The sequence below is a fragment of the Ignavigranum ruoffiae genome (assembly GCF_900110675.1).
In the GTDB taxonomy this organism is placed as follows: domain Bacteria; phylum Bacillota; class Bacilli; order Lactobacillales; family Aerococcaceae; genus Ignavigranum; species Ignavigranum ruoffiae.
The window spans coordinates 14,055-37,023 of record NZ_FOEN01000008.1 but is presented as its reverse complement, the minus strand read 5'-3'; the positions used below and the strand labels follow the sequence as shown (position 1 = coordinate 37,023).

At 40.5% G+C, this 22,969-nt stretch carries 22 protein-coding genes; 7 read left to right on the top strand and 15 right to left on the bottom strand.

Translation table 11 applies throughout. The features are described from left to right. Window positions 1-12 precede the first annotated feature (12 nt). Window positions 13-927 (bottom strand): aspartate carbamoyltransferase catalytic subunit, encoded by a 915-nt coding sequence (locus BMX34_RS07020; RefSeq protein ID WP_092572179.1) that lies wholly within the window; start codon window positions 925-927, stop codon window positions 13-15. A 318-nt stretch (window positions 928-1,245) separates the two neighbouring features. Here BMX34_RS07020 and BMX34_RS07015 point away from each other — a divergent pair, with 318 nt between their 5' ends. Together BMX34_RS07015 and BMX34_RS07010 are read left to right on the top strand one after the other, a co-directional pair. After that, window positions 1,246-2,118 (top strand): acetamidase/formamidase family protein, encoded by an 873-nt coding sequence (locus BMX34_RS07015; protein ID WP_092572177.1) that lies wholly within the window; start codon window positions 1,246-1,248, stop codon window positions 2,116-2,118. A gap of 71 nt (window positions 2,119-2,189) precedes the next feature. Continuing rightward, the gene (locus BMX34_RS07010; protein WP_092572176.1) at window positions 2,190-3,056 is read left to right on the top strand and encodes a hypothetical protein; all 867 of its coding nucleotides are present in this window, start codon (window positions 2,190-2,192) and stop codon (window positions 3,054-3,056) included. A gap of 217 nt (window positions 3,057-3,273) precedes the next feature. Here BMX34_RS07010 and BMX34_RS07005 read toward each other — a convergent pair whose 3' ends face one another. Together BMX34_RS07005 and rlmN are read right to left on the bottom strand one after the other, a co-directional pair. Further along, window positions 3,274-3,516 (bottom strand): thioredoxin family protein, encoded by a 243-nt coding sequence (locus BMX34_RS07005; protein ID WP_159428885.1) that lies wholly within the window; start codon window positions 3,514-3,516, stop codon window positions 3,274-3,276. A gap of 128 nt (window positions 3,517-3,644) precedes the next feature. Then, window positions 3,645-4,778, bottom strand: coding sequence for a dual-specificity RNA methyltransferase RlmN (gene rlmN, locus BMX34_RS07000; protein ID WP_234971697.1), 1,134 nt, complete (start codon window positions 4,776-4,778; stop codon window positions 3,645-3,647). A 220-nt stretch (window positions 4,779-4,998) separates the two neighbouring features. On the opposite strand from rlmN, the gene thiT reads away from it, so the two are divergent. After that, on the top strand, window positions 4,999-5,562 hold the full coding sequence (gene thiT / locus BMX34_RS06995; RefSeq protein ID WP_092572172.1) for an energy-coupled thiamine transporter ThiT: 564 nt from the start codon (window positions 4,999-5,001) through the stop codon (window positions 5,560-5,562). Between the two features lie 995 nt (window positions 5,563-6,557). Here thiT and BMX34_RS06990 read toward each other — a convergent pair. From BMX34_RS06990 to BMX34_RS06975, 4 genes are all read right to left on the bottom strand, one after another. After that, window positions 6,558-9,872 carry an LPXTG cell wall anchor domain-containing protein gene (locus BMX34_RS06990; RefSeq protein ID WP_092572170.1) on the bottom strand — a complete coding sequence of 1,105 codons (3,315 nt, stop codon included), beginning with the start codon at window positions 9,870-9,872 and terminating at the stop codon, window positions 6,558-6,560. A 329-nt stretch (window positions 9,873-10,201) separates the two neighbouring features. After that, complete coding sequence (locus tag BMX34_RS06985; protein ID WP_234971696.1) at window positions 10,202-11,116, bottom strand: ribokinase; 915 nt, start codon at window positions 11,114-11,116, stop codon at window positions 10,202-10,204. 94 nt (window positions 11,117-11,210) lie between these two features. After that, entirely contained in the window at window positions 11,211-11,747 is a 537-nt protein-coding gene (locus BMX34_RS06980) for a hypothetical protein (RefSeq protein ID WP_092572168.1), read from the bottom strand. A 431-nt stretch (window positions 11,748-12,178) separates the two neighbouring features. Beyond that, complete coding sequence (locus tag BMX34_RS06975; RefSeq protein ID WP_092572166.1) at window positions 12,179-12,646, bottom strand: hypothetical protein; 468 nt, start codon at window positions 12,644-12,646, stop codon at window positions 12,179-12,181. A 236-nt stretch (window positions 12,647-12,882) separates the two neighbouring features. Between BMX34_RS06975 and BMX34_RS06970 the strand changes: the two genes are divergently transcribed. Beyond that, a complete protein-coding gene (locus BMX34_RS06970; RefSeq protein ID WP_092572164.1) occupies window positions 12,883-13,818 on the top strand; it encodes a hexose kinase in 936 nt (311 codons plus the stop codon). Window positions 13,819-13,975: 157 nt separating this feature from the next. Here the strand turns inward: BMX34_RS06970 and nagA are convergent, their stop codons facing one another. From nagA to BMX34_RS06930, 8 genes are all read right to left on the bottom strand, one after another. Continuing rightward, a complete protein-coding gene (gene nagA / locus BMX34_RS06965) occupies window positions 13,976-15,118 on the bottom strand; it encodes an N-acetylglucosamine-6-phosphate deacetylase (RefSeq protein WP_092572162.1) in 1,143 nt (380 codons plus the stop codon). 15 nt (window positions 15,119-15,133) lie between these two features. After that, the gene (locus tag BMX34_RS06960; protein ID WP_092572160.1) at window positions 15,134-16,294 is read right to left on the bottom strand and encodes an SIS domain-containing protein; all 1,161 of its coding nucleotides are present in this window, start codon (window positions 16,292-16,294) and stop codon (window positions 15,134-15,136) included. Window positions 16,295-16,377: 83 nt separating this feature from the next. After that, window positions 16,378-17,385 (bottom strand): tagatose-bisphosphate aldolase, encoded by a 1,008-nt coding sequence (gene lacD, locus BMX34_RS06955; RefSeq protein WP_092572158.1) that lies wholly within the window; start codon window positions 17,383-17,385, stop codon window positions 16,378-16,380. Between the two features lie 34 nt (window positions 17,386-17,419). Next, the gene (locus BMX34_RS06950; RefSeq protein ID WP_092572156.1) at window positions 17,420-18,448 is read right to left on the bottom strand and encodes a PTS system mannose/fructose/sorbose family transporter subunit IID; all 1,029 of its coding nucleotides are present in this window, start codon (window positions 18,446-18,448) and stop codon (window positions 17,420-17,422) included. Then, window positions 18,438-19,235 carry a PTS mannose/fructose/sorbose/N-acetylgalactosamine transporter subunit IIC gene (locus BMX34_RS06945; protein WP_092572154.1) on the bottom strand — a complete coding sequence of 266 codons (798 nt, stop codon included), beginning with the start codon at window positions 19,233-19,235 and terminating at the stop codon, window positions 18,438-18,440. The genes BMX34_RS06950 and BMX34_RS06945 overlap by 11 nt, the downstream gene beginning before the upstream one ends. Window positions 19,236-19,260: 25 nt before the next feature. Further along, window positions 19,261-19,743, bottom strand: a complete 483-nt coding sequence (agaV, locus tag BMX34_RS06940; RefSeq protein WP_092572152.1) for a PTS N-acetylgalactosamine transporter subunit IIB — start codon at window positions 19,741-19,743, stop codon at window positions 19,261-19,263. Then, window positions 19,744-20,037: a preprotein translocase subunit YajC gene (locus BMX34_RS06935; protein ID WP_092572151.1), complete on the bottom strand. Its 294-nt coding sequence runs from the start codon at window positions 20,035-20,037 to the stop codon at window positions 19,744-19,746. Continuing rightward, window positions 20,037-20,477 carry a PTS sugar transporter subunit IIA gene (locus tag BMX34_RS06930; RefSeq protein WP_092572149.1) on the bottom strand — a complete coding sequence of 147 codons (441 nt, stop codon included), beginning with the start codon at window positions 20,475-20,477 and terminating at the stop codon, window positions 20,037-20,039. Before BMX34_RS06930 ends, BMX34_RS06935 begins: the two co-directional genes overlap by 1 nt. A gap of 174 nt (window positions 20,478-20,651) precedes the next feature. Here BMX34_RS06930 and BMX34_RS06925 point away from each other — a divergent pair, with 174 nt between their 5' ends. From BMX34_RS06925 to BMX34_RS06915, 3 genes are all read left to right on the top strand, one after another. Continuing rightward, the gene (locus BMX34_RS06925) at window positions 20,652-21,371 is read left to right on the top strand and encodes a GntR family transcriptional regulator (protein ID WP_092572147.1); all 720 of its coding nucleotides are present in this window, start codon (window positions 20,652-20,654) and stop codon (window positions 21,369-21,371) included. A 139-nt stretch (window positions 21,372-21,510) separates the two neighbouring features. Further along, window positions 21,511-22,152: an NAD-dependent epimerase/dehydratase family protein gene (locus tag BMX34_RS06920; protein WP_092572145.1), complete on the top strand. Its 642-nt coding sequence runs from the start codon at window positions 21,511-21,513 to the stop codon at window positions 22,150-22,152. A 118-nt stretch (window positions 22,153-22,270) separates the two neighbouring features. Further along, window positions 22,271-22,771, top strand: a complete 501-nt coding sequence (locus BMX34_RS06915) for a cupin domain-containing protein (protein WP_092572143.1) — start codon at window positions 22,271-22,273, stop codon at window positions 22,769-22,771. Window positions 22,772-22,969: the final 198 nt, after the last annotated feature.

The following is a 22,969-nucleotide window of genomic DNA, read 5'->3' as shown; positions in this document are numbered from 1 at the left end:
ATGAACTCCTATCTAGCCTGCAACGACTTGGATTGTTGGCGTATTTACTAAATGCTGACTTAAGACGGTTTGTAAGATACTCATCCGCATATATACACCGTTAGTCATTTGTTCAAAAATTACTGACTTGTCCGCTTCAACCAGTTCATCCGTAATTTCTACGCCCCGATTAACGGGCGCTGGATGCATAATAATTGCTTGATCCTTAAGACGCAGATAACGTTCCATATTTAAGCCATAATGTTTATTGTATTCGGCTTGGATATCATCATGATTATATAGATGGCGTTCTAATTGAACCCGCAACAACATGCAGACATCCACTTGATCAATAACCTGATCCATATCCACATATTCAACAGGTAAATCATGCTCCCGATATTCTTGCGGAGCGACGAATTTAACGTCCGCACCTAACTTGGTTAAAGCTTGAAAGTTACTCTTAGCTACTCGGCTATGAAGAATGTCGCCGACGATAATTACTTTTAAGCCTTCAAAATAGCCAAATTTCTCGTAAATAGTCATTAAATCTAGTAAGCATTGGCTTGGATGAGATCCTGACCCATCGCCACCATTAATCACGGGGATATTTAACCCTTCAAGTTGTTGGTAATATTCATTCTCAGGATGACGGATGACCAACGCATCACAGCCAATGGCTTCCATAGTCTTACAAGTATCATATAAGGATTCCCCTTTATTCACTGAAGAGGTAGACACTTCAAAATCAATGGTATGAATGCCTAATTTAGCTTGAGCCATTTCAAAACTCTTCTTAGTCCGGGTAGAATTCTCAAAAAATAGATTAGAGACATATAAAGTTTTATCAAAGGGGGCAATATTTCCTTCTTTAATCGCAATCGCTCGATCAATCAGTGCCATCATTTCTTCTTTAGACAAGTGATCCATAGATAATAAATTCATCATTTGCGCAACTCCTTTAAATAAAATTACAAAAAAATACTCACGCCAGAAGACATGAGTATAATCATCGTAACTCCCTAAAAGAGCAGAGTATGAAGATTGCCCGAGTCTTTCTGGCCTCACAGGACCAAATTAAAGGCATAATATTTCCTTGTTACCGGTATAATAGGAGTTCTTTGGTTCAAAGTCAAGGACATTTGGCAAAATCTAAGTAAATTTTAGCGATGGTTCGTTTATTCTAGGTGATTGACTAGCTATTTTGTTGGCCGATTGCTGAAACTTCAGTACAATAGGGTTAAACAGAATAAAGGAGGCTTCACCATGAAAATTTCGAATGATCATGTTATTTTTGCTATGGATAAGAACAACCCGCCCGTAGCCCACTGTCAGAATGGCGAGACCCTGATTTTCCAAACCTTAGATTGTTTCTCTAACAGCCTAAAAACCACAACCGATACCATCAGTCATGTGGATATGGACCAAGTCAACCCAGCCACCGGTCCGGTGTATGTAGAAGGTGCCCAGCCTGGCGATACCTTGCGGATTACGATTCGTGAAATTAATCTGGCTGACCAAGGGGTCACTGTAGCCGCACCTGGCTTTGGGAAATTTGCTGATAGCATCACTCAAGAAGAAACTCAAATTGGCTATCTCAAGAAAGATTATATTGAATTCTTAGGACATCGCCTACCCTATCGCAAAATGATTGGGGTCATTGGCACCGCTCCGGCCGGCGACCCGGTTAATACAGGAACACCAGCAGACCATGGTGGGAATATGGATACCACGGCGATTTGCGAAGGCGCCATCTTGTACTTACCTGTGAACGTGCCAGGGGCTCTATTAGCCATGGGCGATTGCCATGCTTGCATGGGTGACGGTGAAGTTATTGGCGCAGGTTTAGAAATTCCTGCCGAAATTACAGTTACTATCGAAGTCTTGCGTGACTTCGACTTCCCTCTCCCCCTCCTTGAGAATGATCAACAATGGATTACGATTGCTTCAGCCAAGACGATGGAAGAAGCTTCGACGAGAGCGATTCAACAGATGGCTGAACTCGTTCAGAAGATTTCAGACCTTGACCACAATCAAACAGCCATGTTACTTTCGCTAGCCGGGGATTTAAAAGTCAGCCAAGTCGTCAATCCCCAAGTGACGATGCGGATGGAATTAGCCAAATCTGTTCTTCAATAAACAAGCGATTTCTTTTCATTTCTTTTTAAGACCAGTTATAATATGAACAAATAAATAAAGGAGTGACATCCATGAAGAAAAATTTGATTGCTTGCGGTCTTGCTGCCTTACTTATAGCCAGTCCCCAAGCCACCATCATGAATGCGACATCCGCTTCAGTCTATGCTGCTAGTGAGATTAATTTTGACCAAGGATCCCAATCTGATGAAGAATATGTCCAATCGGTGATTGATCAATTTATGGCTCTCGAGAATTTGCATGCTGAAGTTGTCAACAAAGACCAAGCCGATTTTGACCAAACGATCGATATCGATACTAAAAATTTAATCGTTCGTACAGAAACGACGGGCGAGTTTGGTGGAATTATGTATTCCTATGATGATGGAACGACCGCTCAGGATGCTCAATTCGAAATAGATTTGATGAAGCAAATCTATTCAGATAGTGGTGATGCGGTGGATGAAGTGGCTAAAGAACTCGAAGGTAAATATATTGTCAACCAATATCCGGAAGCCAAAGGTCAAATTAGTCAGATGATTGAAAGCTATAAGAATGCTACTGACAATCTCAAAGAATACGAAAATAAAGATGGCGTGGTTACTGCCTACAGTGAAGAGATGAATATTTCAGATAATAAAGACTTTGCTCCTTTAGCCGAAATCTATGGCGAGAATACTACCGTCAAACAAGGTGTCATCGTCGATCCGAAAGCTGAAACCTTAACTTTCGAAACCATCATTGATATTGATGAAGAAGCTCTGGAAGAGACAGAATCTGATGGATTAGGAATTTCATTCAATGATTATATCCAAGACTCCACTTCTCAAGTTGTTCTAACGCCAGGAAGTGAAACATTACCTGCCCTCGAAGACTTAGATACCATCAGTAAAGAGGATCTTGATAAACTCCTTGAAGAAAAAGGCGTGAAACCTATCTAACACCTACGTTACAATTTAGACTTTTATCGATAAGATTAAATTATATAAGACACACAAAAAGAGACCGTTTGACAAAGCCTCTGGCTTCGTTGGACGGTCTTTTGATGATGTTATTTTCGGAAAAGTCAGTGAAAGTAAAGATTTAATACAAAGCTAAAACAATTTACAGCCTAAAAATCATCAACAAACTCCTACAAGGATGTACTACAAACCGCACCTATTCAACATGCTCTTGCAGTAAACTTTCAATTTCTGTTTGATCGGGAACATGTCCTGAGCAAACCACCTGGTTATTAATCAATAAAATCGGAGGTTCTAACTCTTCATATTTTCTCTGTTCACTTTCATCCATATTATGCATAATGTGGGCGTCGATGCCTAGTTTGACCACCGTTTTAACGATGGCTTGTTCTAATTTCATACAAGCTTGACTCACCGGACCCAAAATAATAATATCCATATTTAACTCCTTCATCGAAAACACCCAAGATGCTTATCGCCTACGCATTATAATCATATTATATACCTTTTGCTGATAAATAATAGACCTAATATGAATTTCACTTTGAAAATAGAATTCAACGAGCTTTATGAATGACTGACCTGACGCTTGGCTTTGATCGCTTGGCGCCGATTAACCCGTTGACGACGATTGTTAGCTGGCCCTGCCTCTTTTTGTCGTTTGAGATATTGACTTCTTAATTGACCACAAGCCGCTTCAATATCCGTACCGTGTTCTTTACGAACCACACAATTGATGCCACCCTTCATCAAAGTATCGAAGAATTGATCAATGTGATCTTGCGGGCTTCGCTCGAATGGATTCTCAACCACCGGATTATAAGGAATTAAATTAACATAAGCTAATTTGGCAATTGGTTTTAATAATGCGACTAATTCTTCCGCATGGTGGACTTGGTCATTGACCCCATCAATCATGATATATTCAAAAGTAACTCGTCGATTGGTTAAATCGATATATTCATAAATTGCATCAAATAATTCTTCCATCGGATATTTATTGTTAATCCGCATCAAGTAAGAACGTACCTCATTATTGGGCGCATGCAGGGAAACGGCCAGATTCACTTGAATCCCTTCGCGAGCGAACTGACGAATCTTAGGAGCTAATCCCGAAGTCGATACCGTAATATGGCGAGCCCCAATTGCCAATCCCTTGTCATGATTAACAATTCTCAAGAATTGCATCACATTATCATAATTGTCAAAAGGTTCACCGATCCCCATTACCACTAAATGAGAAACCTTAGCACCCGGCTGATGTTCATCCAAATAACGTTGAATAAACATAACTTGAGCAACTATTTCACCTGCTTCTAAATCGCGTTGCTTAGGAATCAGCCCTGAAGCACAGAATTTGCACCCAATATTGCAACCAATTTGCGTAGTCACACAGACCGAAATACCATAATGATGGTACATCAGGACCGTCTCGATCATATTCTGGTCTTGTAATTTAAATAGAAATTTAGTGGTTTGATCCTCGGCTTGTTGAACGATTTGTATTTCTAAGGGATTAAAGGTAAAGTTTTCGGCGATCAGTTGGCGAATTTCTTTCGATAAGTTGGTCATGGCCTCCACGTCACTGACATGGTGTTGATAGAGCCATTCCCAGATTTGAGTAGCCCGATAGGCCTTATAGCCGTGTTCTTCGATGAATTGAACCCAATCGGCTAAGCTTAAGCTGTAAATAGATTTCATTTGAATACTCCTTTTTTGACGACGCTCATCTTTGCAAAGTTTATCACAAAAACTAGCAATTTTCTGCATTATCTCGGAATAAATTAAGTTTTTTTTCGCTATAAATACCTTAGCAAGTGCTAGAGATTCTTGAAGCATAAGCAAAAAATGGCTTCTTGGCCTAAATATTGTTAAAATAGATTTATTCTATCATCGACGGTTTCAAAGAAAGGGGTTTACCATGCAACAACACAAACAATTGACGGTTCTGATTGAAGCCAGCTTTATGGCCGTATTAGCCTTTATCTTCGCCTTAATTCCTTTAGATATTGGTTCTGCCTATGAGATTGAATTGGGGATGATTCCAATTATTATCTTTTCCTATCGACGCGGTTTGAAATATGGCCTATTATCAGGCTTCCTCTGGGGCTGTATCAAACTGGTCTCAGGTGATTTTACCATGCTATCCATCTTACAAGTATTGCTTGAATATATCTTCGCTTTCGCTATGGCCGGCATGGCTGGCCTAGCTCACCCGAAAATCCAGGCCGTGGTTAGCCAAAAGAAAGTCAATCTCTCGGCTCTGACTGAAGCCTGGTCGATTGGACTTGCTGTACTATGCAAATACGGCATTCACTTTATTGCGGGTGTGATTTATTGGGGCATGTACGCTCCAGAAGGAATGAGCCCTTACTTGTATTCATTTATCGTCAATGGAAGCAGCGCCTTTGCCACTTTTTTACTTACCTATATTCTAATTCATCTCCTACTAAGGTTTGCACCTCGCTTAGTCCAAGCCCATTAAGAAGCGAGCTGAGCTCAAGAATCATCAGATAAAACACGAATCCTGTCACACGCAAGCTTGAGAAAATCTACGCAGCTTACAAGATCTTGCCAACTTGTCGGTTAGATCTTGTCTAGTGGATTTAGGCCGGAAAAGCATCGCTTTGAAGGACGGTCTCTTGCAAGTAACAGGATTCGTTTTTATATTTTTCTTAGTAAGTTGTTAATATTTATCTGGCTAATTACTTTATTAATGAACTTTAAGCTTAAACATGGGAATCAAAATCATCGGATCAGCATATTTTACCCACATCATTTCCTTGAAGCTTTCGTTTTGTATGAAACGAGGCCTAAAGTAAATTTCTCGAAAGATTAATGTAACCAAGCAGTTTCTTACAGACACACTGAGACTATATATTTAAAGATAGAATATATAAAATTACAAAAACAACATATGAATCCTGTCACGCGCAAGATTGAGAAAATCCACGTAGCTTACAAGATCTTGCCGACTTGTCGGTTAGAACTTGTCTAGTGGATTTAGGCCGAAAAAGCAAAGCTTTGAAGGACGGTCTCTTGCCAGTAACAGGATTCTTTTTAATTTTTTAATTAGTGAGCTGTTGATATTTATCTAGCTAATTACTTAATTAATGAACTTAAGATGAAACATGGGAATCAAAATCATCGGATCAGCATACTTTACTCACATCATTCCCTTGAAGCTTTCAGCTTTTAGGGAATGAGTCGTAAAGTAAGTCTGGAGCTTATGATGATAAGCGAAAGACGGTGCCCAATGATTTGACATCCCTTCTTTAAAAACTTAAGTTCGTTTAGGACTGTTATTGTTTAAGCTTTCTATTAGATTTGATCAATTTCATAAATAAAAACCGAATACTCGAACCCGGTCTTCAGCAGATCATTAACAATCAAACTGAAAATTGCTTGGTTCAAGTATTCGACCAGAGATTGATTAACTTAATAGATAAGCTACCAATAATCCCTCATTAATCCCTTGAATTAGTTTTCTTGTCCTTGTTTACGGTAAGTGAAGACTAATCCACCAGCTAAAGCAACAGCTGCTAAAGCATAGAGAGCTGCCATATTATCCGCTTCACCTGTAGCAGGAAGCACATTGGCTGATTGAGTCTTAGCTTCGGCAACAATTGGAGCAACTGGTGCCTCTTCTTCAATTTCAATGGGTTCCTCAACTTCAGGAGTTTCTGGAGTTTCTGGAACCTCAGGTTCTTCAGGAAGTTCAACTTCTGGCAATTCAGGAACACTTGGTTCTACATCATTGTCTGGAAGTTCTGGATCCACTGGAACCTCTTCATTTGGACAATCCACTTCTTCTAGACTACTATAAGTACCCCGCCATAAAGCATTAGCTACCCAACGGTAGAAGTAATGAGGATGACGTTTGTTCAATGGATTCCCTGCAAATAGGAAGACAGGTTGACCTTCATATAAACCATCCGCAGCCATTATCTCAGCACGGACATCATCATTATTTGGCCACCATCCAGCAATGAAGAAATCATGACCTGCACTGGTCTTAAGAATTGGCAAGAATCCTTCTGGAAGCTTGCTCAACCAGGCAGATGAATTAGAGTAGATTAAGTCCTTATCTTCATAACCTGAAGCTAGGCCACTTGCTTTATTGACAACGGCTTTTAATAATCCTTCATAGCGTGACCGTCTTCCACTACTCACTTCTAAGCCTTTAAGTAAACCAGATTCTTCTAAGTAGCGTAAAGCATCGCCACCTAAGAAGATGGATGGTTTCTTTCCTAATAAAGCTGGATCGTAATCATCGCCATCAAAGACGAAAGCGTCCGCTTCTTCTGCAGTTTCTACCACTTGGAAGCCCATTTGTTTCAAGGCCCAATAAGCATTGGTCTTACTTGGGAAGCCAAGGTCAGCATTAGGGTTACCTGGAGCATAAACTTTAATCGGTTTCAAAGCATCGCCCATTGGTTTAGCACAGATACCTTTAGCCACTAAAGCATAATCTTTAATTAAACGATCGAAAGTTGCTTTTTCAATATAGTAGCCATCTGGAGCCATATAGACTTTTTCGCCTTTTTGGATGGCATCATTGATTGCTTGAATTGCTTCGAGTGAATTATTCTTCACATAGAAGTAAGGTTTGTTTTCACTCTTAGAACGAGGTGCTTGAGTATGAGTGACTTCGCCTAATTTGTTATCGAATAAACCATCATTAAAGATCGAATATGAATTGAAACCACGCATTTGTGGGAAGTTCACTAGTAATTCAGCATACATGGCCGCAAAGGTTGATTCATTCGAACCTTTATATAGAACATGGTTGGCATAGCCACGTTTAGCTTGAGCCATATTAATGACTAAGTCACCAGCTTTGTATTGTCCTACATTTTCGGTCAATTGAGATACAATGACACCATTACGACGGAAGTATTCAATCATATCGAAAGCAGCTTGCGGATTCTTTTGATCTTCAAGTGACATTGGAATCACATAGTAGTCAGGGAAGAATTTAGGATTATCTCCTTTAATACGTCCGACCACATTTCCTTTAGAATCGACAAAGTATTTTTCAGTTTCTGGATTTTCTTCTTTATTAATACCACGTAGGAAGATATTTAATTTATCAATAAATAATTGATCGCGATGATTCATTACATAATCGATACTTCCCATACCCGCAAACACACCGGCAAAGAAAGAGTGGTCGTTCATACCAGGAACTTCAATGGTGTGCCCAAGGATTCCTTGATAAACAGCATAAACTCCAGTATAACCTGAGAAAGCATCATCCCATCCATCTTCCCAATCCAAGGCTGGGATTAGATAAGAATCATATACACTGTTTGAAATACCAGCATTTCCCATTGCTTTGGCATGAGCTAACATATTCTTATAAAGTAGATCATATTCAAAGTTAGGGTCATGTGGGGCGGTACAAGGTTCAATTAAGAATTCTTTAACGAAACCGTGGAAATCCAAGAAGGTTAATGGATTATATTTATTAATTTGTTCAATCACTGCTCGAGTTTCAGGCATAGTTTGATAAGAACTATCCCGGTTAGGGTCGAATCCTTCGTAAGTTGCCCGAGTATTTAAATCCATACCATCAGGGTTTTCAACGAAGTTAAATAACATAATCACATTTTTAAGAACATCGCTTACTTTAAGTTCTTTCTCAACGACTTGACCTTTGTCATCAAGGGTATTGAATTTAATCACATCTAAATGAGCGAAACGTTCAAAAGCTCCACGAACGATATCGATACCAGGTTGTTCATCGGCGTGAGTATTATTGAAGAATACTGGCACACGATAATCAAAATTACCGGATTGAATTAATTTAATTAATTCGTCAGGACTCGTTAACATCATTGGCGTCGTTTTATTGAGGTAGGTATCAATGGATTGACGAGAATCGGCAATAATTCCCATCCGAATATCTTTACCTAAAGTACTCTTACCAATGGTTTCAATTGAAACGTAACGATCATCCTTGGCTGTATCTTTAATTTCTTCGATGGCTTTCATGGTTTCATCATAAGACATATAGTTTTCATAAGGACGATAATTAATTGGTAAACTAATTTCTTGACCTGTTTCTGGGTTGACTGCCTTCACTTCGTGTTGGCCAATCATTTCAGGATAGGTCCGACGAATATTATGTGGCCAACGTAGTTCCAAGTCATCAGACCCAAACATGGTCGCGAAGCGAACCTTGGTCACTAATTTTCCACTGGCATCTTTTTCTTGAACGACAGTGACTAATGGATTGGTTGAGTCCCATTTACCGGTCTTCATATTCCATTGCATATATTCAGAAATGTTCTTGCCATCGAAAGTCCATTGGAGTTTGCTGAACTCTTCAGGAGTTAATTCAACTGGAATGACTAATTCATGCTCATTAGTCATATAGATGGTTTCTTCATCTAAGGTAATCTTATCTGCCGCAGTGGCTGCATAAGTTTGAACCTCTGGCATATCTGGCGCAAGATTCTCTTCAACTTCTTCGGCTTCATCAACTTCCTCAGCTGGAAGTTCAGCTGCTTCTGGCTCTAGAGTTGGCTCAGCAACATCTTCGTCATCTTCTTCAATGACCGGTTCTGCCTCATCAACTGGCTCGGTTTCTTCTGCAGTGGCCGGTTGAGTAATCTCAATCGCTTCACTGCTAGCTTCAGGCGCTAGTACACTGGTTTCAATTTCATGAGTGACTTCATCAATAGTCTCTTGAGCCAATACTTGACCTTGGGCAGGAACGATTAACGATAAAGCAAAAACACTCGATAGAAGTAATCGTTTACAATTTTTGACGAAAGAATTTCCTTCCATTTTACTCCTCCTAATAAAAATATGGCGCTAGTAGCGCAGGGAAATTTCTTGTAAGCTCACCCACTTTCTATAATAAAAGCAAAACCCATAAACACCATATGATAACTTTCGAGTATATTATATACTTTGTGAACGATTTCATCAATCTGTTTTCAAGATTTTTTTCATTTTCGTTTGAATCGTTCGCCTAAGTCCTAACCATGAAAAAACAACGATAGTGGTCTATCGTTGCGAATTACTTGATAATAAATTTAGTTTCCTCGACCTTAGACTAACAATGTCGGAAGCATAAAATATATATTTCTCAATTATTTAAGTAAAGCTATTTTTCAATCAATCGCTGAATAATGTTGGCTCGCCTTTAATTCAGTTAAACTGGGTATACCACCCTGGGCGCCGAATTTTTGAATAGAAAGTGATGCCGCAAGATTGGCGAGCTGAATTGCTGAATGTAGATTTCTACCCCCGCTCAAAGCCACAGCCAAGGCTCCATTAAAGGTATCTCCTGCCCCCGTCGTATCGACCACCTCAGCAACCGGATAGGCAGGCACCTGAACTAATTGATGGCCATCATAGTAGACAACACCTTGATGCCCTAAGGTAACTAAAATTTTATTGGGATAATGACTCAGTACGTCTTCATAATTCTGCGTCTCAAAAATACTGACGAACTCGGTCTCATTCGGCGTTATATAGTTAACCTTTGCTAATAAATCTAAGGCAAACTTGCGGGCTGGCGCTGGATTATAAATGATAGGTACCTTGATTAGACTTGCTAGGTGAATCAATTGACTGACAGTGGCTTCAGGAGTCTCATTTTGAACCAAGATCATATCGAATTTGCTGAAGACTAACTTTAAAGCCAGAATATCATTAGCACCTAAGGCCTGATTAGCTCCTGGCACATAAATAATTGAATTATCGCCGTCAATAAGACTAATGACAGCAGCTCCCGATCCTTGATTGGCCACTTTCTTAACCGAGCTACAATCAATCCCGTAAGATTCTAGATTATTGATCAGCGATTGACCAATCTGATCCAACCCAACGGCTCCAATCATCGTGACTCGACCGCCCAATTTGGCTGCGGCTACCGCTTGATTGGCCCCTTTACCGCCGAAATTCATTTTAAAATCTTGACCATAAATCGTTTGGCCAATCTTAACGGGCCGATCTGCCGAAACGACATAGTCCATTGAAATACTGCCAACCACACCGATATTTGCCAAACTGAATTCCCTCATTTCACTCTTTCTTTGATAAGACCTTCAAGTTTTCTACTTAAAAATATTCTGTCCAAAGATAAATTTCTCGCTTAAAGTACTCTGCTCACATCATTTATTCTTGTAAATCGTGCTCAATTTTCTCAATTTTTGCCTGATAATCAGCAATCATCAACTCTTTATTCTTGAGCAGTTGAGCTAAACCACTGTTCAGGCTTTGACTATCACCGACGTCTTCGACCTGCTCTTTGAGATACATCAGATCCTCCTGAACCATTTCATGGTCAACCGCTTGAAGAATTTCGGCGAGAACTTGGAAAATCTGTTCCTTTAAATGCTGAATGCGTTGCGGTTCAGCCGCCTTAATGGCTGGCAAATGATTAACCACCTCATAAAAAGCTAGCCGCCTTTGCATATGACCCTGCTCCACCCGACAATATTCTTTAACAAAAGGGCTGATGCCTGGATGTTGGCCATATATTTGATAAAAACCGTCATAAATCGCAAAGGTGCCTGTTTTAATCTCAGGAAGAAACATGCGCTTCAAACGAAAAGTCGGGTCTTCATCAATGATTTCAGCCACCCATTTCTTACCCTCCTGATCCCCTTCTAAATAAAGGTACTGGGGTTGGTCACTCGCTTCTTCTGCCATTTTCTCACCTCGCCTCTTAAGTTTGGTTCAAATTTATTCTAAACCCTTTATCAAACTGAAACAACCGATAAGAAAATTCAATATTCCTTAATAGATAAGCAAAAAAATTGCTAACCTAAAAATAAACAAAATCTTGTAAAAAATCTGACCCTGACAAGACAATAAAAAATCCACGCAGCTTATCAGCTCTTAGCGAAGTGTCGCTTAGAGATGATCTAGTGGAACTAGTCCGGAAAAGCAAGGCTTTGGAGGACGGTCTCTTGTAGGGTCAGTTTTCTATTATTTTCGATTTTTGAAGTAAATACTTAATAAATTGAATATAAAAAAACCGAACCTTTGAACGACAAACTACGCTTCAAAGGTTCGGTGATAAACTGGTTATTTAACTAAGTAAACTTTTCTCAGTCTTTAAAAAGATGTGAGGCTAAATCTTATTTCTTTGGCTTATCCAAGAAGTTACTTGGTTTAAAATCTAGGAAGTTTGAAAATCCCTTACCAAAGATATGATTGAAACGTTCATTGAATTGCTTATGCATATCATTGAATTGTTCAATCATTTGGTTATATTGGTCTTCATTTTCTTCGGTCACATCAATCCAGCCTGTATCGTGACCATTGATATTCATCCGCATCTTGCGTGTGCTTTGACTGGTTGGAGCACCAGCAGTAGCTTTATCAAGCGGTTGACCTTCAACTTGATAATTAGAAACGTCTTTGTCTTCAATTTCAGCTAAGTCCACTTTCAATTGAGCTCCATGGTCTTTTAAGAAAGCAAGTTTATCTTTATCGGTTAAGTTGGCATATTTAACTAATTCCTCTTGTGAGAGGTCCGCTACCAATTGTCCTTTACCAAATTTCTCACTATCAACTTGAGCTGACACCGTATATTTGTTTAACATAATAACTTTCCCCTTTCGTATCGTTGATTAAATTAATAGGTAAGGAATCTCCTTACATGTTTATAATAACAGGTTGGTCAATATTGGTCAAACAATACACTCGCAAAGTTTAAGCTTGATCACTTTTTCTAAATTCTGCTGGCAAAAATTCAACCTTCTTTTCGAATGAAAGACGAGCTGTGGTATAATAAACAAAGCGAAATCATTATAATTTAATGCAAAAAGGGGAAGATAAGATGATAATTACGGTAACCTTAAACCCTTCAATTGATATTTCCTATCCATTGGAGCAATTCAATCTCGATACAGTTAATAGGGTTTCTCAGGTCTCCAAGACGGCCGGGGGCAAAGGCCTGAATGTAACACGCGTACTACATGACCTTCAAGGTGATGTGATTGCAACCGGCGTTCTTGGTGGCAACTTTGGTAATTATATCCGCCAACAGTTAGATGCCATTCCAGTCAAACATGACTTTACCGATATTGACCAAGAAACACGTTTCTGCCTAGCAATTCTGCATGAGCATAATCAGACAGAAATCTTAGAAGCTGGGCCACAAGTTTCCGATCAGGAACAAGAAGCTTTCTTCCAAACTTTCGAGAAGCTCCTTGACCAAGCTACAACCGTTACAATCTCTGGAAGCATGGCCAAGGGCTTTAGTACAGATACTTATAGCAAATTGATTCAGCGAGCTAATCATCATGGATGCAAGGTCTTATTAGATACTTCAGGGGCTAGCCTTGAAACTTCCTTAAAGGCCGAAAGCAAACCTTATTTGATTAAACCCAATATCGATGAGATTTCGGCTTTAGTGGGTAAAGATTTGAGCAGTCAAGATTTAACTGGTCTAGCCCAAGAACTATCAAACGACTTGTTTGCCGGCATTGAGTTGATTGTCATCTCCATGGGCGGACAAGGTGCCTTGGTCAAATATCAAGACGCATTCTATAAAGTTAATATTCCTAAGATTACGGTGGTCAATCCCGTTGGTTCCGGTGACTCAACCATCGCCGGCATGGCCTATGCCATCGATCGCGGGCTCGACTTTGATGAGGTCATTAAATATGGAATGACTTGTGGGGTCCTAAATACAATGAATCCTAAAACAGGTGCAGTTGATATGAACCAATTTGATCAAATTTACCAACAAATTTCTCTTGAACAACTTTGATAAGCTCATTTGCTTGGCCAAAACCCAAGCCAAATAATGCCTAAATAACTAGCCAAAAGCTAAAAATCTATCGCCTGATATCGTGAGCCAACAACCTACGATTCAAGCGATAGATTTTTTGTTTGATTGACGAAAAGCCAAGATTTAATTCCTGAGTTTAATAGCGTTTAAGGCCGTCCAGATAGGTCGCTTTCAATTCAAGGTCCGGGCTTAAGACAATAAAGTCAGCTGGATAGCCTTTGGCTAATTTACCACATTGATCTTCAATACCAACTGACTTGGCTGGCGTATAGCTGGCCATTTTTAATGCTTCTTCAACTGAACAAATGCCCCAGTCGACCACATTCTTGACCGCCGTCTTCATTTCAAGCACAGATCCAGCCAGGCTACCTCCATTAACCAGACGGGCAGCTCCATCTTTCACCATCACTTCAAATTCACCGAGCCGTGAAGGCCCTTCACCTTGACCCGCAGCACGCATTGAGTCAGTGATCAAGATCATTTGATCTGCCCCACACGCCTTAAAGACTAACTTGGCCGCTGCCGGATGGACATGATGGCCATCACAGATGACTTCGGCAAAGACCTGGTCAAGCGTTAAAGCTGCTCCCACCATACCAGGTTCACGGTGATGCAAACCACTCATTCCATTATAGGTATGGATAAAGATATCCGCACCTTCTTCAACCGCTGCCTTGGCTTGGTCATAGGTCGCATCAGAATGGGCGAGCGCCACCTTAATCCCTCGTGATTTAGCAAATTTGATAAATTCAGCTACCCCATCACGTTCGCCGGCAATGGCAATTTTCTTGACCAAATGATTGGATAGGTCGTCCCACTCGGCCAGAATCTCTACTTTAGGGTCTCCCATGTATTTTGGATTCTGTGCGCCTTTGTATTTCTCGGTAAAGAATGGACCTTCTAAGAAAATCCCTTGAATTTTCGCTCCTTGGACTTCTTGATAAGTCTGACCTACCATCTGGCAAACTTGATTAAGATGTTCGCGAGAGTCGGTCAAGGTCGTAGCTAACCAAGAGGTCACCCCCGTTGAGAGTAAGCCTTCAGCCATGGCTTTCAAACCTTCTGGATCATTATCCATCACATCATGACCTGCAAAACCGTGGATGTGAGTTTCCACGTAACCCGGAGCAATAATCGATTGGCCAAAATCTTCACAGTCCATATCGGCTGGTGCTTGATCTTGAATACCAACGATTTTGCCTTCTTCGACTAGTAAATATTGATCAAAGAGCATCTTATTATCATAGAAAATCTGTTGAGCATGGTAGCACGTTGTCATAGTATCCCAGCTTTCTTACTTGTATTCGTGCAAAATAACGCCTTGGACAACTCGGTTAACTGTTCCACTTGGTGAAGGAGTGTCAGGCTTGTTACCAATCTTAATCGAGGTTAACAAGGCCAAACTTTGAGCAAATAAGATAAATGGGAAGCTTAGATAAACATCGGCTAAGCTTCGATACTGATTGTCAAAGACAAATTGGTCTGCTTGAACCTCGGTTAATTCACCCACATTCAGCGTGAACACTTTCTTAGCGATCTGATCATGATACACTTCATTAATTAAATCTTGATCGTAAAGACGGGTATAGTCATTATTTGAAACATAAACGACCACCAAGCTGTCCTCGTCAATAAAAGATTTTGGTCCGTGGCGGAACCCTAAGGGACTGTCATACATAGTAGCAATTTTACCTGCTGTAAGCTCAGAGATCTTTAATTGTGATTCGCGAGCGAGACCAAAGAAACCATTGGCTCCTAAATAAATAATCCGTTTGAATCCTAAGTCTGCTAACGCTTGAATACGTTCTTCTTGTCCTAAGACATTTTGACCCATTTTAACGATGGCGCCAATCATTTCTTCTTTATCGATGGTTTGGTCAAAGACTAATAAAGCGGTCAGACTCATACAAGTATAAGAACCTGTCATTGCAAAACCTTGGTCATTAGAGCCCGCAGGTTGGAGCAAGAGCAGATTGCTTTCGTCGCCTTGACTTGCTTGGGCTAACTTTCCTTCAGGGGCACAAGTAATCGTAATTTGATAGAGATCGTCCACCAATTCCTTGGCCAATTCGACAGTTTTTAAACTTTCTGGTGAATTTCCACTACGAGCGAATGAAACCAAAATGGTTGGCATATCTTTTTGTAAATAATATTCAGGAGCGGCTACGATATGGGTCGTCGCCACACTTTCAAATTGGATATGGTGGCCATCATGAATCTTATTTAAATAAGGACTAATGGTTTGACCGACAAATTCAGAAGTCCCTGCACCTGAGAAAATTACTCTCACAAAATCATGTTTGGCAAAGATATCTTCTAAGAATCGGTTAATTTTATCTTCTTGTTGACGATAGAGTTGGTAAGCTTCTTGCCACAGTTGGGGCTGTTGCTTAATTTCCTTGGTCGTAATCGTTGCGCCAATTGAGGCTAAATATTCTTGACTTGCTTCAAACATATTCTCTCTCCTTTATATAAATAGAAAACCGCTTTCATCCATTTAAAAAATTCCAATTGTTGGCACAATTGGAATTTAAAAACTTATTTGACTTCGACTTTTTCTTCCCAAGAATGCGCCGTTTCTTTAATGGCTTGATTCAAGGTCTCAATATTCTGACGACCTTGAGATTGTAACCATTCTGTAGTTTGTTCTGGTCCTGACTCGGCATAGATGGACACTGCATCCTTCCAAGTTGCGCGTCCGCAAAGTACACCGTTAAAGCTTGATCCTGCTTCCTTCGCGAAATATAGGGTCTGTTCAAAGAGTTCCATACTCACCCCAGCACTCAAGAAAATAAATGGGAGGTGGGTTGCCTCGCTCTGTTCTTTAAAATAAGCTAAGGCTTCTTCTCGAATATAAACTTGATCAGCTTGATCTTCAACAAAACCTTGAACAAAGTTCATATTAACGGGAACTTCGACTTTTAAGACATCAACTTGATATTTATCTTTTGAGAATTCTTTCATGGCCTCAATGACTTTATGAGGCTTCAATTTAGCATATTCTCGACTCTTTGCATCGGCAATCGTCGCATCATAAGAAACGATTTCAAGGAAGAAAGGCATATCTAAGGCCTTGCATTCCTGACCAATTCTTTCCATATAAACATGCTTGAATTCATTGATAGTTGAATCTTCGTCGACATCATAATAGAGTAGGAATTTGACAGCATCCGCACCCGCTTCTTTCAAACGATAAGCGGACCACTCTTCCAAGACATCAGGCAAACGTCCTTCTTCAGTCGCGTCATATCCGGTCTTCTCATAAGCAAGTAACAAACCAGCATCTTTATCACGTTTCTTAGCCGCAAGCAAGCCGTATTCTGGATCTAACAGAATTGAACTGGCATACTTAGTTAATTCTTGCGAAACCAGTTGCTTGAAGTCGATAATAATCTCTTCAACATCCTTTTGCCCGGTATCTCCAGCAGCTAACATTTTCTTTAAAGAACCCCGTTGATCGATTGCCAACGCGGCAATCACTGAATCTGCATTCGATAATTGAGTGATATGATCTTTCTTTGCTTGACTGATAATTACTTTTCTCATAAGATTCCTTTCTAAATTCAAAATCTAGGTCCGCTTAACCCCAAATGCTTGGCCAGATTCCAAAAGGTCCAGCCCCAATCAAACCAATAATTAAGATGAGGATGATACATTTCAATGGGGTCCATGACTTGAAGGCCATGAGATAATATAGCAACATGGTGATTGCTAATGGAATCAATTTCGGTAAGATTCCATCTAAGATTTCTTGAACATTAATATTCACCGGTGTTTCGTTAAATTGATTATAGACCACTTGATATTTACCACTTGGTAACTCAATAATGCTGGCATCTTCTTGACCGGCTTTAGCAGTCTTCTCAGCCACATCTTCATAGATCAGTGCTTCATATTTATTCAATTCTTCTGATGAAACGACTTCAGTAATCGCAGTAGGTTCTTGGGTCGTTCCGTTAGGAATATTGAAGTTAGCAATATTAGTAGCTCCGTAAAGCACGGTCAAGGCACCCACAACGAATACCCCAAGGATAGAAGCGGCCCGAGTGAATTCTGTTGCATGGGCGGTTAGGACATCAATGGCGTTAACCCCCAAATCATAAGACCAATACATCAACCAATAACGAATAACGAATTGGAAGATATTAAAGATGAGTAGGAACATAATCGGTCCCATCACATTGCCATCTAAGGCCATTTGGGCGGTTATCCCAGCAGTGATAGGTACCAAAGTGAACCAGAAGAGCGCGTCCCCAATCCCACCGAGAGGTCCCATGGCAGCGACCCGGACGGCACGAATAGTTGGGATATCGACCTTGTTTTGTTCAAGGGATAAGATAATCCCCATGACGAAAGTTACTAAGAATGGGTGAGTATTAAAGAATTCCAAGTTATGAGACATCGATACAGCTAAGTCATCTTTGTTATCTTTATGGATTTTCTCCAAACCAGGTAGAATAGAATATAACCAACCAGCAGCTTGCATCCGTTCGTAGTTGAAACTACCTTGTAAGTTAAATGAACGGAGTACCATCCGGTTAAGAGTCTTCTTATCTAATTTCTCGGCCGGATTTAAATTTGAATATGTATCAGGAATATTAAATGCCATCTTCAAAACCTCCCATATCATTTGAACTTGCAGCGACTTTAGTTTGGATTTGGAAATCCCAGAAGGCTAAAGCAAAACCAATAATCGCTAGGATGAGTAAGGCAGAGCTGCCTAATCCTTCCAAACCATTGACGATTAAAGCTAAGGCAAATCCTAAGAAATAGAAGCCCCATAATGGTTTAGAAATCATTACTTTAAGTAAGGTTGCAAACCCGACGAAACGCATCATACCTCCGGCTGCCCCTAAACCACTCATTACCCATTCAGGGATCGCAGCTAGGATATCATTACCGAATTGAGCCCCACCGATAAAGAATAGGGTAACAATTACCCCAAAAATCAAACCAAGAATACCCATGGCACTATAATTCAAACGATCAATACCGCGTGGATTAGCTTCATGAGCCATATCGTCCGCCTTAGACATCATTGGTGACATGGCGGTAAAGAGTAAGGTAATTCCATATTGACCGAGTAAGGCGAATGGAATAGCTGCCCCAACGGCTTCCGTTGGTGAAAGCCCTAAAGAAATCGCTAATACAGTCGCCATAATACCCCCAACAACCGCATTAGGTGGTTGAGCCCCACCGACTGGCATGTTCCCGATGGTCATCAATTGATAGGTAGCACCTACGGCCAAACCAGTCTCAAGATCCCCTAAAATTAAACCAATAATTGGACCAGCTACAATCGGTTGATAGATTGATTCCAGCAAGTTAAATTGGTCAATCGCAGCAATAAATGTAAAAATAAAAACAAATGCAATTTGAATTACTGAATACTGCATGGTATTCACTCCTTCCCTTTCTTAACTAGAACGCTTCAAAGACTTTGTCAATCGATTCGGCACTTTCGGTAGGTACGCGACGAATTTCCAACTCAACCCCTTTATCTCGAAGTTGCTTGAATGCTTCCACATCCGCTTGGTCTACCGCGACTGAACCGACGACTTGTTTCTTACCTTCCGCCATATGCATATTCCCGATATTTACTTTGGTAATTGGGACACCTCCTTCAACTAAACGCAATACGTCTTGCGGATTTTCACAAATGATAAAGATTTTTTGCCGGTCTGCAGCTTTATGAATGATTTCAATGGTATGGTCAATGGTAAAGAAACGAGTCTGAGCTGAGGTTGGCGCCGCCATCTTCATTAAACGTTGACGCATTTGGTTCTTAGCTACCTGATCATTGGCCACCAAGAGTAAATTAGCTCCAATCGATCCGGTCCATTGGGTCGCTACTTGACCATGAATTAAACGGTTATCAATTCGAGTTAAGACAATATTTGGCATTTATAAATCTCCTTCCACAAATCTAGAAATCGCAAACCGTGAGACCGTCATCACAGCCCCCGATTTGACTTTAATATCACAATATTCTGAGCCAACTTTCACAATCGTCCCAATTAAACCATTCGAGAATTCAACTTGGTCATTCACTTTAAGGTTTAGATGGAGCTCTTCGAAATGCTTCCGTTGCTTGTCATAAAATCGCTTATTGAACAAATAATAAATAAGTACCGTAATAATGGCTAAACAAATGACCACTAAAGAGGTGACCAGAACTTGGTTGAGTATATTATTCATTAAATTCCATCCATTTCATCTTCACTGGGATCTTCAGCCAGCGCTTCAAAATCAACAAATTCTACGTTCTCGCGACCAGTTTGTGCCAATTGACGGGCCAACTGCTCTGGATCGGTTAAGACACCCGCCATCAAAGTGGCTTCGATTAACATCGGCAAATTAGTCCCCGCCATAATCTTAACCTTGTCTTGTTTATCGATCAGTAAAGCTGCCGTATTAAATGGGGTGCCACCCTTCAAATCAGTGAAGATAATCACACCCTCACTCTCGGCTAACTGCTCATCAATCGTTCTTTGTAATGTTGCTTGGAAATCGTCTAAATTCATTGATTCGCGAAAGGCCACACTCGATAGATTGTTCTGCTGTCCCGCAATCATCGTGACCGCTTCTTCCATGCCTGGCGCGAATTCACCGTGTCCGGTAATAATTAACCCTAACATAATTCCCCTCCCTTACCTGGTTACTACCAGTATTATTATAAAAAACGCTTTCAATTTAGTCAATATTATTTCAACATTTGCTGCCATAATATTAATTTCATGATTTTTTCATAGCCTATTGTGAAAGAATGGTATAATATGTTTTTAGTTTAAAGTATTGAAGGAGGTATCCGCTTGAATAAAGCTAGTTTGTATTTACAACTCAAAAATGAACTGATTCACATGATTCATTCTGAGTTAGAACCAGGGGACTATCTACCTTCAGAAAGAAAAATTGCCGAACTTTATCATTTGAGTCGAACCACGGTGAGACTGGCTCTTAAGGAGCTCGAATCTTTTGGTTATATTGATATCATTCACGGCAAAGGCAGCTTAGTCCTCGACCCCGCCCATCAAAAAATTAACCTTACCAATCTTTACAGTTTCACTGAAAATATGCGTCTCTTAGGTAAAGAACCCAGCAATCAAATCTTGGCCTTTAAGCGCATTGAAGCCAGTGTCGAGGTCTCCAGTAAACTCCAACTAAACTTGGCAGATCCCGTGGTCTACTTCAAACGTCTGCGTCTAGCCGATCAAAATCCGATGTTGCTGGAAGAAACCTATTTACCCGACCACATCTTCTCTGATTTGACGCAGAAAGATCTGGAAGACCACAGCCTCTATCAACTGATGAAAGATCGTTATCAAATTTTTATTCAGAATGCTAAGGAAGAATTCCAAGCAGCCATGATTGAGAATAAAGCAGCTAAATACTTGCAAGTCCCTGACAAAGATCCGGCGCTGATTATTCTCCGTCAAACCTTTGATAATAATAATCGAGTGATTGAGTACACCAAGAGTACGGCTCGCGCCGACAAATTTGTCTTCAAGACCGTTCATATTAATCGAATGTAAGCAAAGATCTTTTTAGTAGCCTGACAGGATTTAGGGCATTTCAAACTTTGCACCAAATTGCTAAGCAAAATAATTTCATTCCATTTCGCCGTCCTTTATGATCATGATAACGAGAAGATAATCAAGGAGGAGATAGCTGATGAAACGAATATTGATATTTGGCGCCAGTGGTTTTCTCGGCCAAGAGATTGTGAAACAACTCTTAGCCGACCAGCATGAGATTACAGCTGTGACTCGGTCTTTTGATGCCAATCAACCGGATAAATTTAACCCCCAAGTTAAATGGGTTGAAGCTGATTTATTTGCCCCAGACCAATGGCAAGAACATTTAAATCAGGTCGATACGGTGATTAATTTGGTCGGACTTTTCCAAGAAAACCTGGAAAAAGGTTATACCTATCAACACATCATTGTAGAAGCTGCGCAGACGATTGCTGAGACTGTCGGCAAGTATCGCCCGACGGCACGACTCATCTTTGTTTCAGCGAATTTGAATACAACCGCAACGCCTGAACCCTACCGACATGCTAAGAGTCAAGGTGAAGCAGCGAGTCGACAAGCGGTTCAAGACACTGTCATCATCCGCCCGACCATGATGTACGGAGAAAGCCGACCGGAGACCGTCGAACAAGCCCAGCAAATTCTAGGTCGGATTCAGCCTGACTCAAAAGCTTGGAATAATCGCCCGATTGAAGTGCACAAGGTCGCTAAAACGATTGCCGAAATTGCCAGTCAGGACGACCCGCTTAGAACTTATGAAATCAATGACATGGATCAATAAACTCTATTGATGCTGATCATCGCGCTGACTCGGGTCACAGAGAAAATCCATTGCCTCTTACTCAATTTGACCTAGCTAATTAAGAACTATTTTCCACCAAATAACTGGAGTGATTACAATGACGAGCAAGATTGAAACTTATTATTTTAAAGCAAATCAAGGCATCCCTAATCATCCCACCCTGCCTGTTCTGTTCTATCCATCTGCCATGACTAGCAAATCTAGCGCGGAGGTCATCGACATCCTGGCCCAACATGATTGGTCGAATGCCTGGGTCGATGGAATTTTAGACCAGCATCACTTCCATGACAACACCCACGAAGTCTTAATGATTCAAGCGGGTCAAGCTAACGTACAAATTGGCGGCCCAGAAGGCATGTCCTTACAGGCAAAACAAGGCGACGTCTTCGTTCTCCCTGCCGGCATCGGTCACAAACGTCTGCAAGCTAGCAAGGATTTTAAAGTGATTGGCGCCTACCCTGGCGGTAGTGATTATAAGATGTGTTATCCCACAGAACCCATTGCTGAAGCAACTTTTGAACAAATTAAAAAGGTCGCCCTCCCTGGCCAAGATCCAGTGTTTGGTCCTGAGGGGCCACTTTTGGAGTATTGGCACTAAAGTTATTAAACACCATTTAGTTCAAAAAGATAACGAGAAGCCCGATCTGAAAATTTCAATCGAGCTTCTCGTTTTAATATCTTATTAGCTATCACACACATTAGGTCCAAAAAAGTTAAAATCAGGATAAATAACTTTCGATCTTGTTGTTTATTGGCTAGCTAATATTTTTCTATCGTTTAACAGGCTCTGATGAAG